The 17818-nt window shown below is 36.8% G+C and carries 21 protein-coding genes; 6 read left to right on the forward strand and 15 right to left on the reverse strand.

All coding sequences use genetic code 11. The features are described from left to right. Positions 1-9: 9 nt before the first annotated feature. From ABYT26_RS07990 to ABYT26_RS08000, 3 genes are read right to left on the reverse strand one after another with little or no spacing between them, the layout of a single operon-like run. Positions 10-624, reverse strand: a complete 615-nt coding sequence (locus ABYT26_RS07990) for a cytochrome c oxidase subunit 3 family protein (RefSeq protein ID WP_372752656.1) — start codon at positions 622-624, stop codon at positions 10-12. Beyond that, on the reverse strand, positions 617-2227 hold the full coding sequence (locus tag ABYT26_RS07995) for a cbb3-type cytochrome c oxidase subunit I (RefSeq protein WP_372752658.1): 1611 nt from the start codon (positions 2225-2227) through the stop codon (positions 617-619). The genes ABYT26_RS07990 and ABYT26_RS07995 overlap by 8 nt, the downstream gene beginning before the upstream one ends. Positions 2228-2238: 11 nt before the next feature. Then, a complete protein-coding gene (locus tag ABYT26_RS08000; RefSeq protein WP_372752660.1) occupies positions 2239-3024 on the reverse strand; it encodes an SCO family protein in 786 nt (261 codons plus the stop codon). Between the two features lie 213 nt (positions 3025-3237). Between ABYT26_RS08000 and ABYT26_RS08005 the strand changes: the two genes are divergently transcribed. Continuing rightward, positions 3238-3669, forward strand: a complete 432-nt coding sequence (locus ABYT26_RS08005) for a cytochrome c (RefSeq protein WP_372752662.1) — start codon at positions 3238-3240, stop codon at positions 3667-3669. Between the two features lie 62 nt (positions 3670-3731). Here the strand turns inward: ABYT26_RS08005 and ABYT26_RS08010 are convergent, their stop codons facing one another. Next, positions 3732-3995, reverse strand: coding sequence for an SEC-C metal-binding domain-containing protein (locus ABYT26_RS08010; protein ID WP_372752664.1), 264 nt, complete (start codon positions 3993-3995; stop codon positions 3732-3734). Positions 3996-4343: 348 nt separating this feature from the next. Between ABYT26_RS08010 and ABYT26_RS08015 the strand changes: the two genes are divergently transcribed. Together ABYT26_RS08015 and ABYT26_RS08020 are read left to right on the forward strand one after the other, a co-directional pair. Then, a complete protein-coding gene (locus ABYT26_RS08015; protein ID WP_372752694.1) occupies positions 4344-4520 on the forward strand; it encodes a hypothetical protein in 177 nt (58 codons plus the stop codon). Continuing rightward, complete coding sequence (locus ABYT26_RS08020) at positions 4438-4611, forward strand: ATP-binding protein (protein WP_372752696.1); 174 nt, start codon at positions 4438-4440, stop codon at positions 4609-4611. Before ABYT26_RS08015 ends, ABYT26_RS08020 begins: the two co-directional genes overlap by 83 nt. A 72-nt stretch (positions 4612-4683) precedes the next feature. Here the strand turns inward: ABYT26_RS08020 and ABYT26_RS08025 are convergent, their stop codons facing one another. From ABYT26_RS08025 to ABYT26_RS08060, 8 genes are all read right to left on the reverse strand, one after another. Continuing rightward, complete coding sequence (locus ABYT26_RS08025) at positions 4684-5415, reverse strand: sulfite exporter TauE/SafE family protein (RefSeq protein WP_372752666.1); 732 nt, start codon at positions 5413-5415, stop codon at positions 4684-4686. Positions 5416-5560: 145 nt separating this feature from the next. Further along, positions 5561-6007 (reverse strand): FixH family protein, encoded by a 447-nt coding sequence (locus tag ABYT26_RS08030; RefSeq protein WP_372752668.1) that lies wholly within the window; start codon positions 6005-6007, stop codon positions 5561-5563. Positions 6008-6022: 15 nt separating this feature from the next. Further along, entirely contained in the window at positions 6023-7423 is a 1401-nt protein-coding gene (gene ccoG / locus ABYT26_RS08035; RefSeq protein ID WP_372752670.1) for a cytochrome c oxidase accessory protein CcoG, read from the reverse strand. 8 nt (positions 7424-7431) lie between these two features. Then, positions 7432-7998 (reverse strand): cbb3-type cytochrome c oxidase N-terminal domain-containing protein, encoded by a 567-nt coding sequence (locus ABYT26_RS08040; protein WP_372752672.1) that lies wholly within the window; start codon positions 7996-7998, stop codon positions 7432-7434. 24 nt (positions 7999-8022) lie between these two features. Further along, entirely contained in the window at positions 8023-8223 is a 201-nt protein-coding gene (locus ABYT26_RS08045) for a cbb3-type cytochrome oxidase subunit 3 (RefSeq protein WP_372752674.1), read from the reverse strand. 81 nt (positions 8224-8304) lie between these two features. Further along, entirely contained in the window at positions 8305-10434 is a 2130-nt protein-coding gene (ccoN, locus tag ABYT26_RS08050; RefSeq protein WP_372752676.1) for a cytochrome-c oxidase, cbb3-type subunit I, read from the reverse strand. Positions 10435-10438: 4 nt separating this feature from the next. After that, complete coding sequence (gene ccoS / locus ABYT26_RS08055; RefSeq protein WP_372752678.1) at positions 10439-10654, reverse strand: cbb3-type cytochrome oxidase assembly protein CcoS; 216 nt, start codon at positions 10652-10654, stop codon at positions 10439-10441. Positions 10655-10659: 5 nt separating this feature from the next. Further along, the gene (locus ABYT26_RS08060; protein WP_372752680.1) at positions 10660-13146 is read right to left on the reverse strand and encodes a heavy metal translocating P-type ATPase; all 2487 of its coding nucleotides are present in this window, start codon (positions 13144-13146) and stop codon (positions 10660-10662) included. 32 nt (positions 13147-13178) lie between these two features. Here ABYT26_RS08060 and ABYT26_RS08065 point away from each other — a divergent pair, with 32 nt between their 5' ends. After that, positions 13179-13310: a hypothetical protein gene (locus tag ABYT26_RS08065; RefSeq protein ID WP_372752682.1), complete on the forward strand. Its 132-nt coding sequence runs from the start codon at positions 13179-13181 to the stop codon at positions 13308-13310. A gap of 3 nt (positions 13311-13313) precedes the next feature. Here the strand turns inward: ABYT26_RS08065 and ABYT26_RS08070 are convergent, their stop codons facing one another. Genes ABYT26_RS08070 through ABYT26_RS08080 form a run of 3 tightly spaced genes read right to left on the reverse strand, consistent with a single transcriptional unit; the run spans position 13314 to position 16580 of the window. After that, positions 13314-14234, reverse strand: coding sequence for a cytochrome c (locus ABYT26_RS08070; protein WP_372752684.1), 921 nt, complete (start codon positions 14232-14234; stop codon positions 13314-13316). 13 nt (positions 14235-14247) lie between these two features. Beyond that, positions 14248-15588: an NrfD/PsrC family molybdoenzyme membrane anchor subunit gene (gene nrfD / locus ABYT26_RS08075; protein WP_372752686.1), complete on the reverse strand. Its 1341-nt coding sequence runs from the start codon at positions 15586-15588 to the stop codon at positions 14248-14250. Positions 15589-15644: 56 nt separating this feature from the next. Then, a complete protein-coding gene (locus ABYT26_RS08080) occupies positions 15645-16580 on the reverse strand; it encodes a 4Fe-4S dicluster domain-containing protein (RefSeq protein WP_372752688.1) in 936 nt (311 codons plus the stop codon). Positions 16581-17236: 656 nt separating this feature from the next. Between ABYT26_RS08080 and ABYT26_RS08085 the strand changes: the two genes are divergently transcribed. Together ABYT26_RS08085 and ABYT26_RS08090 are read left to right on the forward strand one after the other, a co-directional pair. Further along, positions 17237-17452 carry a DUF4492 domain-containing protein gene (locus tag ABYT26_RS08085; protein WP_372752690.1) on the forward strand — a complete coding sequence of 72 codons (216 nt, stop codon included), beginning with the start codon at positions 17237-17239 and terminating at the stop codon, positions 17450-17452. Between the two features lies 1 nt (position 17453). After that, the coding region (locus ABYT26_RS08090) for a cytochrome ubiquinol oxidase subunit I (RefSeq protein WP_372752692.1) at positions 17454-17818 on the forward strand (365 nt) is incomplete at its 3' end.

Here is a 17818-nt window from a genome sequence, read left to right on the forward strand (position 1 = left end):
ACGGTATAATTAAGTGATTAGGTAAAATAGTGGGAAAAGGAAAATCCAAATAAGATCGACCAAGTGCCAATACAAGCCACTGTTTTCGAGGATGATAAAATTGTCGTGTTGAACTTCGTTCTTACTAACTAGCCGCATTACGTAGGCAATAAATGCCACTCCAATAATAATGTGCAATGCGTGTAATCCTGTCATTGCGTAATACAATCCAAAAAATAGAATTTCTCCCTGACTGGTTTCCATCAGTGATGGACTTCCTGGATATATTCCATGTGAGATTTTTCCACTCCATTCAATGTATTTGTTCACCATGAATACAATGGCTAAAAAAATAGTAATACCCATTAGTAGCAAGGTGAATTTTTTGTTTTTGTATTGAATGGCACTAATCGACATAGCTATAGTCATACTACTAACTAATAGGATTACTGTATTCACAGTTCCAATAAAGGGATCTAGCTCTTCGGCCGCTAAATGAAAGGCTGCCGGATTCAAGTATCGATAAACAGAATAGACAATAAACAGTCCTCCAAAAAGGAGCAGTTCAGTGAAAATGAATATCCACATGCCTGTTTTTGCACCTTCATCGTCTCGGTGTTCGTCAATATTAGCGTGATTATTCATAGTCGTAAGGCTGTTTAGTTACTACTGGAATTTGCTCAAAATTTTCAAGTGTTGGTGGGCTGGCAATGGTCCATTCCAATGTTTTTCCTTTCCAGGGATCAGCTTCGGCAGGAATACCTTTGCGAGCCGATCGAACTAAATTGGTGATAATGATAATTAAACCAGCAATCATTAGCATAGCACCAAATGAGGATACAATATTTGGTCCGTGAAATACTTCAACATAGTCGTAATACCTACGTGGCATTCCTATCATACCCAAATAAAACATTGGAAGATAAAGGGTGTTGAAGCCTGTGAAGAATACCGCCAGACCGATATTTGCCCAACCCTTGTCGTACATTCTACCGAACATTTTAGGATACCAATAATGCAAAGCCCCAAAAAAGGCATATCCAGTTCCACCAAAAACAATAAAGTGAAAGTGAGCTACAACAAAAGCAGTATCGTGCAAATGAACATTGGCCGATAAAGCACCAAGTACCATTCCAGATAAACCTCCTATCATGAAAACGAAAAGAAAACACAATGCCCATAAAAATGGGGTTTGAATATCAATGGAAGCTTTGTGCAGAGTTGCTACCCAATTGAATATTTTAATGGCGCTGGGAATGGCAACCAGAAAGGTTAGAATGGAGAAAGTATACAAAGCAGTGCCACTCATTCCTGAGGTAAACATGTGATGTCCCCACACAAAGTAACCTACAAATGCAATTGCTAGAGTAGATATCACAATAGCCTTGTAACCAAAGATGGTTTTTCGTGCGAATGTGGGTATGATTTCAGAAATAACACCCATTGCTGGTAAAATCATGATATATACAGCGGGGTGGGAGTAAATCCAAAATAAATGCTGATACAAAATAGGATCGCCACCCAAGGCAGGGTCGAAAAATCCGATTTGCATGGTACGTTCCAATACAATCATTAAAAGAGTTACACCAACAATTGGGGTGGCCAATACTTGAATCCAGCTGGTGCCGTATAAAGCCCATGGGAACAATGGCATTTTCATCCAGCTCATTCCCGGAGCTCTCATACGGTGCATAGTTACTATAAAGTTGATACCAGTGGCAATGGAAGAGAAACCTAGAATAAATGCTCCAGTTACTGCAGGAAGCATATTTGTGCCGGTTCTAAAACTGTAGGGAGCATAAAAAGTCCATCCGGTATCAGGAGGACCATCACCAAAAAACTGAGCCGAAAGAGCAACAGCAGCTCCCAAAATATAAATCCACCAGGATAAAAGGTTTAGCTTAGGAAATGCTACATCTTTAGCTCCAATCATTAAAGGCAGAAAGAAATTTCCAAACACAGCTGGAAGTCCTGGTACCACAATTAAAAATATCATGGTAATCCCGTGAAGGGTAAAAAAGCTGTTGTAAGTTTGGGCATCCATAATTGTTTTCCCAGGGGCAATTAATTCTACTTTCATAAGCAGGCCCAGAATAGCAGCAACACTAAAAAGCACCAGCATACTATATAAATACAACAAGCCAATTCTCTTATGATCTGTCGAGAAAATCCAAGCATAAATTCCTTTGTATCGTCCCTGATATTCAAGGTAATTTGGTTCCTGATTTTGCATTATGGTATCAGACATATATAGTAGTGTTATGATTGTGGTTTCTTTCTGGGTTTCTTAAAAATTAACAACAGGAATACGATTAGTCCCATGCTTAATATGATGGTTCCGGTAACCTTCGTTACATTTAATACATAGGCTTGTCCTACTGGATCGTAGGAGTAACAATATTGAAGTATTTTGTTAATGGTTGGTCCTGTTTGTCCTTTAGAAGCTTCCATTATAGCAAGTTTAAATTCAAAGGGTAAAAAGTAAGTTCCATTCAAATAACGGGTGATTTTCCCCTCAGGACTGGTTACAATTACCGTAGCAGCATGTGTAAAGTCATTTCCTACTTTTTTGTATCTAAAGCCCAATGCTTGGGTTGCAATAGCAATGTTTAGACTATCACCAGTGTAAAATTTCCATCCTTCCTGAGTATTTTTATTTTTGATCAGTGATTTATAATTGTTCTTTTTCTTGATGGCCAAATCGATTGTTTCACTGGGATCGAAACTGATGGTAATAACTTGGTAATCTTTGGCAATTTCTAAATCGCTTTTTTCAATTACATCGGCCAAACCATCCATTAGTGGACTGCAAATCCCCGGACAACGGAAGTAAACAAATACTATTGCTGTTGGTTTGTCAATTTGGTCTTTTAAGAAAACTAACTCGCCCGATTCACTGGTGAGTTGGATATTTTGTGGAATAGTGTCATCAAGTTGTTCTATAACGCCAACTTCTAAGTCGAAATATAAATCTTTTACACCTTGGCTAACTATACATGAAGCATTAAAAAAGAGCAAAAGACCTACGATTAATTTTAGTTTCATAAATAATCCTCCATAGTTTTAGGGTTAAGGAGAGAAATGGGGCAATTATGTGATAATCATTACTCTGATCTTTATAAATATATAAAAATATTTGATGAAAACTTATGGTTAATTGGCTTTTTTTGCGGCACTTAGCTATTTAGTCACCTGAATAATTTGGATTATTCGCGCTGACTTTGTTATTTTTACTAGATCTAAAAAAGAATAATAAATATGAATAAATTGAATCTACTATTTTTGGTCTTTGTGTTTTTCTTGCTTGCATGCAATGGATCGGAGAAAAAAGCTGAAAAGAAATCTGTTGACAGAATTGAAATGTCAGCTGTAAATATTGAAAAGGGAGGAGAACTATACCGAGCTAAATGTATGAATTGTCATATGCAAAAGGGAGAAGGAATTGCAAAATTTTATCCTCCCTTGGCAAATTCTGATTATTTAAAAGAGAATACCAATGAAGCCATAAGAATGGTAAAATTTGGAAGTAATAAACCCATTAAAGTTAATGGAGAGAAGTATAATAGTTTGATGCCTTCCTCTGGTTTAACCGATAAGGAATTGGTTCTGGTTTTTAATTATATTTTAAATTCATGGGGGAATGATTATGGTCAAATTTCTATAGAGGAGGTTGAAGCCGTAAAACGATAAGTTCGATTTGTTTTAGGATGGAATAGCTGGATTTGCTATTCCATTTTCCTATTAAATATACTTTAGTGAAAATGCGATTTTACCCTGAAATGCTCTTTTCTAAGGGTTTTAATTCTCATAACTTTTATTGTTTCTTCACCACTAGTTTCATTAATTTTTTTGACTGCTACTTTGCTTTTCTTTTGATGTTCTGGATAGTGGCAGCTTTTGTATTTTTTACCACTATTGCAGTAGCATTTGTCGTTGCGTTCAATTCGTACATAGTAAAAGTTATCATCATCTCGAGTGTCGAAAAATGTCAACAAATTGTTCAGAATTTTTTTCATAGTGTTCGAATATCTTAAAGTTAAATTTTGACTTGCTTTAATTTACAAGATATCCTGATTGAAAACAAAAAAAATGTAAAATAGATTTTGGTGACTAAAAATGAGGATAGTGTGAAGTGCTAAAAAATATTTCATGCTGTAAAGGCACAAATCGGGAGAACTATTTTTCTGTAGGTAAAAGGACTTTTTCTGATATTCTTTAGATAAAGTAGCGAAGTCTGAAAAGAACCAAGCGAAATATTTTTAGTTTTGTTGCATAAGCCATTTCTTCTAAATAGAGTACAATATGCACTGTCCTAAAGTAGGAATCTTGTTTCCAATGCGATTAAGTTTACTCCTCAAAATGGTATTGTAACTATTAATGCAGAAACTGAGGCAACATTTGTACTTATATCTGTTTGTGATAATGGTGTTGGAATTGCATCGGAAACATTGGATCATTTTGAGTCAAAATCGATCAACAGGAGGAACGGCAGACGAAAAAGGAACAGGATTAGGTTTGATTTTATGCAAGGAATTTACTGAGAAACATGGTGGTGAAATATGGGTTGAGAGTGAAGTTGGGAAAGGATCTTTATTTTATTTTACCATTCCTTTGGAATCAGAAAAGAGCTGAAACTTTGTATTTTGTTACAAATAGCCTCAGTTCTTTTATTTAGTTGAAAGAGATATTTTTTTGTTGTGTAGTTTAATGACAGCAATCTGGTTTAGCTTCGCTTGCATCAATTTGTTCTACCGGCACGGTCATTGCTTTTTCGGGTGGACTTAAAAAAGGAATTCCCAAGCTTAAACCACGAAGGACAAATAATACCCCAATAAATACAATTGCGTACGGAATCAATTTGGTTACTTTCTTTCTCAATTCAAGGGTTATTATATTTCCGATGAGGGAAATGGCCAACATCATAGGAAGAGTACCTAAACCAAATAAAAACATAAACAGACTTCCGCCAGACGCCGAACCTGTAGCAATGGCTGCAGCAATGGCCATGTAAACCAACCCGCAAGGCAGCAAACCATTTAGTAGGCCAATAAAAAAAAGAGAGCCATAACTGCGCTGAGTGAATAATTTTCCCAAAGAGAGCTTTACTTTTCCTACGAATGAAAATACTCCTTTTTCTGCATTAAAGCGATTTTTGTAAATCGAAGGAGTGATTACCGATAGAATCATGACTGCCCCCATAATTACCGATACCCATTGTTGAAAACCACTCATTACTAAACCTCGGCCTAGTAGCCCAAAAACGGCTCCCATTGCCGCATATGTTAGGGCGCGACCAATATTGTAAATAAGGCCACCCGTAATTCTGGTTAACCAGGAATTGGTTTTTAATGGAATGGCCAAAGCAATAGGGCCACACATACCTACACAATGAAAACTGCCCAATAGGCCTAATGTTAATGCTGATAAATAGATCATTTTGTTTGTTTATTAAACTTCATGGTGCGCAAAGGCTTTTATTTTAGTGCACTAGGTTTTACTATATTTTTTTGTAATAAAGTTTACTTTGTTGTTTTTACATTTAGGTTCTTTGAATTGATCTTAGTGTTTACTAGGTAAATCGTTACTTATTCAGGTAAATTGCTTCTTCTTTATAGTATCCTACACCAGCATGTTTCCATTCAATTTTAATGGTATACATTCCTTGTAAAAGTTGTTCGCTATCTAATTCCTGCACACCGTTTTCGTCAATCAAAATTGCTGTTTTAATATCAGATTCATAATCAGCCGGACGGTAAAAAATAATTTCGCCTGTTATATCGTGGTGCATACCAGAGGGGAATTGAAATTTGATTTTTCCATGCTCCTGAGTAATGACAATTGATTCGGGTAATTCTTTTGCATTCTTTATTTTATCAATTTGTGTTTGGTATTCCACCTCTTTGGGGTAATAATCTTTCGAAACCAAATTGATTTTTTGTGTTGTACTAAATCCTACAAAAATCAGAATTCCGATGACATATATCGAAGCCCCAATTGCTAGTTTTGTTCCCCAGCTTAATTTTTTCATATCTCAATTTTCTTCTTAATTCGGTCCAACAAATGTCAAGTCAATTTCTTCTATTAATCGCTCTTCTGCATATACGCCAATGGTAATTGGGATGTTATCGCTACTGATTTCCTGCTTTGGTAAAATGGCAAAAAACACACCTTCTTTTATGGAGCTTGCATGAGCCTTAGCTTCCTCTCCAATCATTTTAATTTCACCTTCATGATTCATAATTTTAAAATGAATGGGAACGTCTTTTGTTGTTTTGTTCACCACCTTAAAGTTATACATATTGCTAATAGCATTGTTATTCTGTGGCTGATAAAGCAGACCAGGAGTACGAAGAATAATAGCTTCTAAATCGCTTCTCGAGGCAAATAATACAGCAACAACTCCTAACAAAATAGAGAGAACTACAGTATAAGCGATTTTTCGTGCAGGCCATTTTTGCTGTTTACCTTCGGCGATATTTTTTTCTGAATCGAAACGAATTAAGCCTTTGGGTTTCCCTAGCCAACTCATTACCGAATTGCACTCATCAATACAGGCGGTGCAGTTGATACATTCCAATTGGGTTCCGTCCCGAACGTCAATCCCAGTCGGGCAAACATCAACACATTGATAACAATCGATACAATCGCCCTTTCCATCAGATTTTCGGTCTTCACCTGCCTCTAAAGGAGCTCTTTCTTCGCCACGTTTGTAATCGTAGGCTACCACTATCGAGTTAGAATCCAAAAGGACTCCTTGCAATCTGCCGTATGGGCATATCATTGCACACACCTGTTCGCGCAATTTAGCGAACACAAAAAACATTACACCCGAAAACAAAAGAGCAATAATGAAACCTGTTTGGTGCTGTGAGATAGGTTCGCTTGCAATTTTAAGGACTTTATCAACCCCAATAATATAGGATAAAAAGGTATTGGTTATGAGAAAGCAGATAGCATAGAACAGACTCAACTTTAGCATTTTTTTCCAGAACTTTGTCAAATTCATCGATTGAGCATCCAATTTTCGCTGTTCCGCAGGATTGCCTTCGATGAGGTATTCTATTTTTCGAAAAATAAATTCCAAAAAAACAGTTTGAGGACAGGTCCATCCGCACCAAATTCTTCCATAGCTAACAGTAAATAGCACTACAAATACAAATAGGGTAATCATGGAATACAGGAAGAGATGAAAATCCTGAGGCCAAAAGTGAACGCCAAATAAAATGAATTTACGTTCCAGAATATTGAACAACAAAAAAGGCTCGCCATGTAGCTTTACAAAAGGCAATGCAAAAAGAAGAAAAAGTAAACTGTAGCTAACAAGTTGGCGATAGTTATACAGTTTCCCTTTGGGTTTTTGTGCATAAATCCATCTGCGTTTTCCTGTTTCTTTTAGGGTAGCTAGTTGATCGCGATAACCATTGTAGGGGTTTGTGGGAGCCATTTTTAATTTTATTCGATTAGTTCACCTTGTGCTTCTTTAGCATTGGCGGGATTTGTTCCCTGCAAACTCATGGTGTAGCTTGATACTTGCAACATTTGTTCTGGCGATAATTGATTTTGCCAGGCCAACATGCCTTTCATTGGTTTTCCTACTTTAATAATGTGATAGACATCCTGAAGACTACCTCCATTCAACCAATACTTATCGGTTAGGTTAGGACCAATTGCATTTCCTTCGCCAAGAGTTCCATGGCAAGCAACACAGTTTTTATCGTAGATGGCTTTTCCTGCGTCTAAATTGCTGGCATCAGTCATTAAGACAAGTGCATTTTCATCAAAGGCTGCTTTGGGCTTGTTCGCTTCTGCCAAGGCCATTTCCTTATTGTATTCGTCAATTTGCAGATCGTCGCCAAAAACATGGTAACGAAACATGTAAACAGCTGCAAAAATAATGCTTGCATAAAATAAATATCGCCACCAGGTTGGCATAGGATTGTTCAACTCCTGTATACCATCGTAATCATGATCGCTAATTAAGTGTTTGTTTTCTTCTAAGAATTTATCTTTCTTTTCCATTGTGTCTCAATTTAGGGGCATTTTTTATTCTAGGCTCTCCGAAGAGGATTTCTTAGTATCCTCGTCTAAAGCATAACTTTCCATTTCAGTAAAGAATTCTTTGTTACTTTTCTTGAAAGTCCACCAAATCATTCCTACAAAAAATAGGAAGAATATCAGGAGCGAAATGCTTGGAAAAAAACCAACATCAGCAATTCCTTGTAAATAATGACTAACTATTTTCATATCTATTCATTTTTAGCTGTGAAATATGAGAAAGCAATATAATGAATGTGATTTCTCATTATTCACAGCTATGATCTATCTCTATTTTTGTACGGAAATATCTTTTCCTAAACGTTGCAAGTATGCAATTACAGCAAGAATTTCCTTATCATTTGCGACCTCTACACCTGAATTTTTCAAATCAGCAGCAATTTCTTCAGCTTGTTTCTTCAGATCTTCGTTGGCTATTTGATCGTAGTTTTCTGGATATGGAACACCCAAAGTTTGCATGGCTCGAATTTTTGCTGGAGTCGATGAAATATCCAATTTATCTTTTATTAACCATGGATAAGCTGGCATGATGGACTGAGCATTCATTTTTTGCGGATCAAGCATGTGGTTGTAATGCCAAACATTCGTTTTGTACATTTTTCCTCCTGGAACACCTTCGCGAGCTAAATCAGGTCCGGTACGTTTCGATCCCCACAAGTGTGGATGATCATAAACCGATTCTCCAGCTTTTGAATATTCCCCATATCGTTCTGTTTCCGAGCGGAAAGGACGTACCATTTGAGAGTGGCAAGTATTACAACCTTCGCGGATGTAAATATCTCTACCTTGTAATTCAAGTGGAGTATAAGGTTTCACACTTTCAATAGTTGGTATGTTTGATTTGATGAGGTAAGTAGGAACAATTTCGAAAGCACCTCCAATTAAAATAGCGATGGTTGCCAATACCATGAACTGAACTGGCTTGCGTTCCAACCAACGGTGTAAACCTTCACTTTTACCACGTTTTGTATTGGTTACAATTGCCGGAGCTGAGGTTTCTTCATTATCGACACATTTACCTGCGGCAGCTGTTTTCAATAGGTTATAAACCATCAGGAATAATCCGGTAAAATAAAGCAATCCGCCAAAAACTCTTGCGTGATACATAGGCAAAATCTGGGTAATAGTTTCCAGAAAGTTCGGGTAAGCCAATAATCCATCAGGAGTAAATTCTTTCCACATTAAAGTTTGAACTATTGCTCCCCAATACAATGGCAAAGCATAAAATATCATTCCTAATGTTCCCATCCAGAAGTGAGTATTGGCCAGTTTTTCGGAATACAATTTTGTATTCCACATTTTTGGGAATAAGTAGTAAAGCATTCCAAAGGTTAGAAATCCATTCCATCCCAAGGCCCCAATGTGAACGTGAGCAATGGTCCAGTCGGTATAATGTGTTAAAGAATTCACCCATTTCAGCGACATCATTGGACCTTCGAAAGTAGACATTCCATAGCAGGTTACTGCAACCACCATAAATTTAAGCGTAGCACTGTCGCGGACTTTATCCCATGCACCACGAAGCGTTAGTAAACCATTAAACATTCCTCCCCAAGAAGGAGCAAGAAGCATAATTGAGAAAGCAACCCCTAAAGATTGTGCCCAATCGGGTAAAGAAGTATAAAGTAGGTGATGAGGACCAGCCCAGATATAAAGAAAAATAAGTGCCCAAAAGTGAATGATTGATAATCGATACGAATAAACTGGACGATTGGCTGCTTTTGGTAAAAAGTAGTACATCAATCCCAAATAGGGAGTGGTTAAGAAAAATGCAACAGCATTGTGTCCGTACCACCATTGCACCAAGGCATCCTGAACACCTGCATAAACCGGATAAGATTGAATCCAACTGTATGGCAAGGCTAAGGAGTTACCGATATGGAGCACGGCAACGGTTACAAAAGTTGCGATATAGAACCAGATGGCAACATATAAGTGATCAGCCCTTCGTTTTAGAATGGTACCGAACATGTTCCAACCAAAAACCACCCAAATAATAGTGAGTACGATATCAATAGGCCATTCTAGTTCAGCATATTCTTTACTGGTTGTAAATCCTAACATAAAGGTTACTGCAGCAGATACAATAATGGCCTGCCAACCCCAAAAATGGATCCAGCTCAATTTATCGCTATACATTCTGGCTTTTAACAAACGCTGAAGTGAATAGTATACTGCGGTAAAAATACCGTTTCCTACAAAGGCGAAAATAACCGCGTTGGTATGAATGGGACGGATTCGGCCAAAAGTAGTATATGCCAGCTTAAAATTAAAAATTGGAAATGCCAATTGTAGCGCAGCCAAAAGCCCTACCAGCATTCCAACGACACCCCAAAGAATGGTAGCGTAGGCGAAAAATTTCACGATTTTGTTATCGTACGAAAAATGTTGTGTTTCCATTAAATTAAGATTTATGGTTCTTCTTAGTTGTTTCTTTTTTTTCTTGTTCTTCTTTTTTTTCCTTTTTTTCTTCCTCTTCTTCCTGATCGTCGAACAGAATCCGAACCGATGGCGAATAGGAATCATCATATTGTCCTTTTTTTACAGCCCAAAGGAATGCCATAAGGAAACCTCCTGCTACAAGCATGCTTACACCGATTAAAACGAACAATACACTCATTATCTTTAGTTTAGTTGAACCGATTTTTTTACATCAGCAAGCGAATGCCTGCTGTTGTTTTTAGACTTCTCAATTGATTTATTTTTATTCTCTTTCGGTTTGGCAATGTAATTGGTTGTAAAAGTGGCAAATGCGACTACCGAAATGGAACTTATTGGCATTAGTAAGGCTGCAACAATAGGCGATAAAACCCCTTGAACAGCAAAATACAAACCCACCAAATTGTAAATAAAAGAGAGCACAAAACTTAGTTTTACAATGAGAATGCTTTTTCTTGATATTTTTAGAAAGTGTTGCAATTGTTGAAATTTCGAAGCTTCTAAAATGGCATCGCAGGCAGGTGAAAAATGGTAAATATCATCTGCAATGGAAATGCCAACATCGCTCGATTTTAAGGCTCCAGCATCATTTAAGCCATCGCCAATCATTAAAACATGTTTGTCTTGGTGCTTTAAATTCTGAATGTATAGCAACTTATCATTGGGCGATTGATTAAATCGAATAGCAGATTGAGAAGGAAATATTTTTTTCAGATTTTCCATTTCAGAATCGTTATCTCCAGAAAGAATGTGTAAATCGAATTTAGGTGCCAGACTGGAAATTAATTTCGTTAAGCCCAATCGATATTGGTTGCTTAAGGTAAAATGGCCTTTTATTTTTCCATCTACCGAAAGGTAAATTTCTGTGCTTAGCGAACTTGTTTCGGTTGTTCCATCGTGTATAAATTTTGAGGAACCTAGTTTTATTTTTCGACCGTTCACAATTCCGGAAATTCCCATGGAAGGTAATTCTTTGTAATCCACAACCGTTTGGGGGATGATGTTTTTAAAGTATTCGTATAAAGTTGAACTCAAAACATGAGTAGAATGTCTGGTTAAGGATTTAATGGCTATTCTGTCATCATCAGATAAGCTTTTTCCTATAAAATTGACTTTTACCTGATCGGCTTGAGTTATGGTTCCTGTTTTATCAAATACAATTGTGGTGATTGAATTCAATTTTTCGATTACCTCGGAACTTTTCAGATAAATGCCTAAACGACCCATTAAGCGCATGCTGTTTCCCAGTGCAAAAGGAACCGAAAGAGCCAAGGCACAAGGGCAGGCAACGATTAGAACCGAGGTAAAGGCGAACAGAGCTTTTGTGGAATCGTTTATGAGCCAATAGATACCGGCAAACATGGCAACGGCAATAATTACTATTGTAAAATATTTGCTGATTTTATCGATTAGAGTGTTTAGTTTTGTGGAGGAAGATACACCATCATCAAATTGGTTCCATAGTTGTGTCAGTCGACTTTGAATCACATCTTTATCGATGGTTAATTCAATGGCAGCGCCCATTTGTTTTCCTCCTGCAAAAATATGATCACCACTTTCTTTAAAGACAGGTTTCGATTCTCCCGTTACAAAGCTGTAATCAATTTGTGCTTCTCCTTTAGTTAAAATGCTGTCGGCAGGAATTAATTCCTGATTTCGGATTAATATAATATCACCTTTCTGTAGTTTTTCAATGGGGGTACTTATTTCAATTCCCTTTTCCATTTTACTCACCGCAACTGGAAAGTAGGAACGGTAATCTCGTTCGAACGAAAGAGCCTGATAGGTTCTGCTTTGGTACCATTTACCAATCAAAAGGAAAAAGATTAATCCGGTAAGAGAATCCATATATCCAGAACCACTTGCGGTAAAAATTTCGATGCTACTTTGAACAAAAAGCATGAGAATACCCAGCGAAATGGGAACGTCAATGTTAATGAATCTGTGTTTTAGGGCTTTTAGGGCTGATTTTAAATAATCACTGCCGCTGTATAGGAATACAGGCAATACCAATATGAAATTCATCATGCCAAAAAATTCCTTGAAATGCGTTTCGAGGTATTCGTGGCCAGGTACATATTCGGGCAAGCTCAGAAGCATGATATTTCCGAAGCAGAAACCGGCAATTCCTATTTTATAAAGGAGTTTTTTATTCACTTCTTCGTTCTGTTTTTTCTGAAGTTTGTCTAAGGTGATTTCAGGAATGTAATGAATCGAAGAAAGCAGTTCGGCCAGTTGACGAATACTAATCTCATTGGAATTAAAAGTGATGGAAACTTCTTTTTTAACAAAATTTACAATGGATTTAATCACTCCTTGGTTCAAAACATTCAAATGCTCCAAAAGCCAAATGCACGAACTACAGTGAATACCAGGAATGTAAAAGTTCACTTTACGGATATTTCCTTCCGAGAATTCATAAAGTTGTTCCGAAATTTCACTGTCGTCTAAAAAGGCAAATTTTTCTCTGTATTTTCCTTCTTCGATCTTGATTCCTGGGTTGGATTCAAAGTTGTAGTAGGTACAAAGTTCGTTCTCGTGCAAAATTTGGTATACGGTAGAACAACCATTGCAACAAAAGGGCTTGCCATCCCACATTACAGGATGTGCGCCACAATCATCGCCACAGTGCACACAAATGTGATTTTTTGTTTCTTGTTGTATTTTTACCATATTGCCGACCTTTCAGTCTTAAATTATTCGATATGAAATCCGATTTAACTCTTATCTATATTATAGCTGGAATTACAGCTCTTCATTTTTTAGTGGCAATGGGATACCTATTGTATAAATTAGGAGGTCCATCAAAAAAGAAGAAAGAGCCTGATTCCAAGTAGACATTATTCTTTGTTTTTTGCGAGTTTAGGTAATTGTATTAGTTGAAATAGTACCAAAAAGATTACTCCCCAAATACTGATTACTCCACCTACATAACTTAAAACAATCCATATGGGCGCATTTGCACGAGTTCCCCACATTGCTCTTTCATCAAGCGGATTTACGGGATCAGTAGGAAGGCCGAGAGTTGCAACTCGATCTACGGTAATGTCACCATAAAAAGCGTCGTCGGTAACTTTTACCAATAGATTCACATGTCCTTCGCGGTCGCCAGGTAAATCGATAGGGAATTGTATTTCTGCTTTTCCATCCTTGTTGGTGTAGGCATCATCACCTGAAATGTCTAAGTAACCAAAGCTTCGTTTTACTTTAAAGCTGAGTTCGATTCCTTGCAGGCCAATTCTGTCTCCTTTATTTGTTAGTCCAGTAAGAAGAGCTGCAATCTTTTTGTTTTCCTTATCAATGTCTAATAAAAGTTTGACATCACTAACCTCAGGATTTTTTACTTCTGCAATTTTTTCACTTACTTTTTTATTCTTGTCAAAGGATCGAAGGTAACTAATCACCATCCATTTGTCTTCGTCACTTAGTGTTTTCTCGAAGGTAGGCATGGAACCTTGTCCTTTGTTAATCTTGTAAAAAATTTCACCGTCGCTTTGTACTAAAAAAGCCTGGGATCCTAAATCGGTTGGCGCAACAGGCTGTAAAGGAAGCATATTGGCCATTCCCGCATCGCCATGGCACGATTTACAATTGATATTGTAGACTTTTTTTCCAGAGCTCATATTTTTTGTGCTTGCCTCGTAAGGGTTTTGCTTTTTTTTAGCTGATGCTGGAACCGACCATTCTTGAGCACTTACAACTGTTGTTGTGAATGCAAAAAGTAGAAACAGACTGGCAATTATTTGGATAGCATTTTTCATTGTTCGTATGTTTTTAGTCTTCAATTTTGTATTTAATTCCTTTGTTATCTGCTGTTTCACAAATTGGAACAACTGGGAATATTTTCGACAGAACGGTAATGATAAGCAAGGCAAGAGCAAAACTTAAAACAGTTACTGCAATTTCAATTGCAGAAGGGGAGTAGTGTGCAAAATTGTCAGGGACATTTTGAATGGGTAAATGAGGGTGAAGCAGGGTAGGAATTACAATTACATATCTTTTGAACCATGCTCCTGCTAAAATAAAAATAGATATGATCATGATTGGTAAAGGCTTACGGAATTTTTTCGTAACCAAAAGCATGATAGGAATGATATTTCCCAACAATTGAGAACCCCAGAACATGAAAGCCCAATGACCAATAAATAATTCTTTTAAGTGAATGTCGTCACCTGTTTTCATTTTGTAGCCAGGAACCAAAAATTCATTAAGGTTAAAGTACAGATAAACTAGACAGACTGCAACCATTAATTTTCCCATATAATCGAATTGCATATCGGTAATGTAATCTTGTAACTTGTAGTTTACTCGAAAGAAATACATAGCAATAATTAAAGCTGCTGAACCAGCAACAAAAGCTCCTGCAACAAAGTAAGGGCCGAAAATTGTGGTATCCCAACCATTTCGTAAGGTAGCCGCAAATAACCACGAGGTTACCGTGTGAATGGCCAAACCAACTGGAACAATTAATACCATAAGAGTTCGTATCATTCGGTGTAAATGCCTGTGTTGTGCGGGTGTATTGATGTAACCAAAGGATAGAATGTTGTACAGTTTTTTTTGAATGGGAGAAGCCTTCTTGAGTTCATTTTTACAGATGGCCAAATCTGGAATCATCGGTAATATGAGTAGTAATAGGCTAATGGTGAGATAGGTGGTAATTACGGTAACATCCCAAAGAATTGGTGATTGAAAACGACCGTGAATAAATACATTGATTACTCTATCGGGGCGACCCATGTCTAAGATAATGACCAAACCAGCCACCGCTACAAAAGCTACAGCTATAATTTCGGCAATTCGTGATATGGGCGTGATCCAATCGATTCGGAGCAATCCCAGTATCGAAGAAATCAACATTCCAACCAAGCTCACGGCTACAAAAAACACAAAGTTGGCGATGTACAATCCCCAGGATACGTAATCACGCATTCCGGTTACTCCAAGGCCATCGCGTAATTGTGTATAGTATGCCCAGCCGCATACAGCCATTACGGCGAGTAAAAAAACAATCCAAAGTTCTAATCCTTTGTGGTTTTGCATTGGATGTAGAATGTCTTTTTTGATTTTTTCAAACGAAAGAGTTGTTTCCTTTTGTTCTGGTAAGTCATTCATAAGATTAAATTATTGATGGCTATAAATCGTTTTGTTATTTTAAATATGAAACATTTCTAATGAAGATTTTCCTCATTCAGCAAGTCGCCATTGAACTCAAAAGCTCTGTTTTTAGGAGGCAGATAGTAAACCCGTGGTTTGGTTCCTAACTCAGGCATTAATGTATAACCTGCATTTTCTTCAATTAACTGCGAAAAACGAACTGTTTCATTAGTAGTACCGTTGGTTACAGCATCTTCGTTTTGATCCCCAAAATAGTAAACGCCATTAGGACAAGAAGAAACACAAGAAGGAAGTTTGTTTTCGCGAAGTCTGTCTGCGCTGAACAAACACTTGCTAATGGTTCCTTTTTTCTGAGGAACATTGGCTTCTATGTTATAGGTAAGATCTTTGTATTTTTCTGCATCCTTAGGTTCTGTCCATTGGAAAATACGAGCTGAATAAGGACAGGCCGCAATACAGAATCTACAGCCAATACATCTTTCATTGTCAATCAGAACAATTCCATCTTGGCGTTTAAAGGTTGCATCAACAGGGCAAACTTTGGTACAAGGAGGATTGTCGCAGTGCTGACAAGGTTTTGGCATAAAGTAAGGCGCAGTATGTTCTGCATCTTGCATTTGCAGCACATTAATATGGTGCTGATCTGGTCTCAATTGGTGATGGTTTTGACAAGCATCCATGCATTTCCGGGCATTCCTGCACTTGCTAAGGTCGATAACCATCACGAAAGATTTTCCAGAAATACCCTCACGTCCTCGTTTTTGCAATTCGGTAAGAGGTTCAGTTACTGTTGGGCGTAGCTGGTTTTTATCAACCTGAACCAATTGTCCATCTTGTGTTAGTAAATTGACAGTTTCTATGGGTTCCTCAGCTGCAGCTTTTGCTGCACCCAGTAGAGAAAATCCACTTACAACACCGGCAGCACCAATTGAAAGGCCAACGCTTTTAAGGAACTTTCGTCGGCTATTATTTGTTGTTTTTTCTTTCATTATGTGATCTGGTTAGTTTCTGTATTAGTAAGCTTTCTGAATTTATTAGAAAGTCTCAAAAATAAATCTTGAATGATTCTAAATAATAATATTGATTGCTTGTATTTAGGATATTATTCGTGTTTTGTTTGTGTTTTATTATGATATACATACGTTTGCGTACTTTATCAAATATAATTAAATATTTTTATATGTATAAAAGAGGCAAAGTGAAGAATAGGTGTTTTAAACGATAGGGATCACTAGGGTGTAAAAATAAAAAATGTTACACAATGCATTGGATAATAGAGTGATGGATATTTGTTTGTAATGTTTTTGCTTTAATTTCATAGGAAAAGTATTTTTTAGGTGGTTATTGGAGAAAGTAGAACTCTATTCATTGATGTGTTTAACTATCAGTTATTTCAGCAGCATGATTTATGAGAATGTTTATTTTAACTATTTGTAAATTAATTGTTTATCGATTTTTTTGATTGACTCATCAAATCTATCTATGAATTTTTCGTTCTAGACTCCCTAATTAAGCTTACATTTGAAGTGTATTTTGATAAATAGATAAAGACCTATTAGTCTTTTTTTATATCAGGTTAATTGATATGGATTTAAATTAAATAGCTCTTAATAGAATGAGTAATACTTTCCAAAAGCTTCTGAAAATGCCAAGAAATATTTGGGATTTCTATTTGCAAGGTTTTCGAAATCAAAGCAAATGGAGTCGGCAAGTTTGGCTTATTATTGTAATAAAATTATTTATTATGTTTTTTATTTTAAAAATGTTTTTCTTTCCGAATTTTTTAAACACAAAATACGATAACGATCAGGAACGAAGCGATTATGTGATTGATCAATTAACTAACCCTAAAAATCATTAGTATGATGGAAAACTTTGATCTCTCCCTAGTGGATTGGTCCAGGGCTCAGTTTGCTCTAACTGCTATGTATCACTGGATTTTTGTCCCCTTGACTTTAGGTATGGCATTTATCATTGCCATAATGGAAACTATTTATGTGAAAACTAACAATCCGGAATGGAAGAAAACAACCAAATTTTGGATGACACTTTTCGGAATTAACTTTGCCATTGGAGTTGCTACTGGAATCATTCTCGAATTTGAGTTTGGAACCAATTGGTCTAACTATTCCTGGTTCGTGGGCGATATATTTGGTGCGCCGCTTGCCATTGAAGGAATCATGGCCTTTTTTATGGAATCCACTTTTATTGCCGTCATGTTTTTTGG

The sequence above is a fragment of the Labilibaculum sp. genome (assembly GCF_041595635.1).
Taxonomy (GTDB): domain Bacteria; phylum Bacteroidota; class Bacteroidia; order Bacteroidales; family Marinifilaceae; genus Labilibaculum.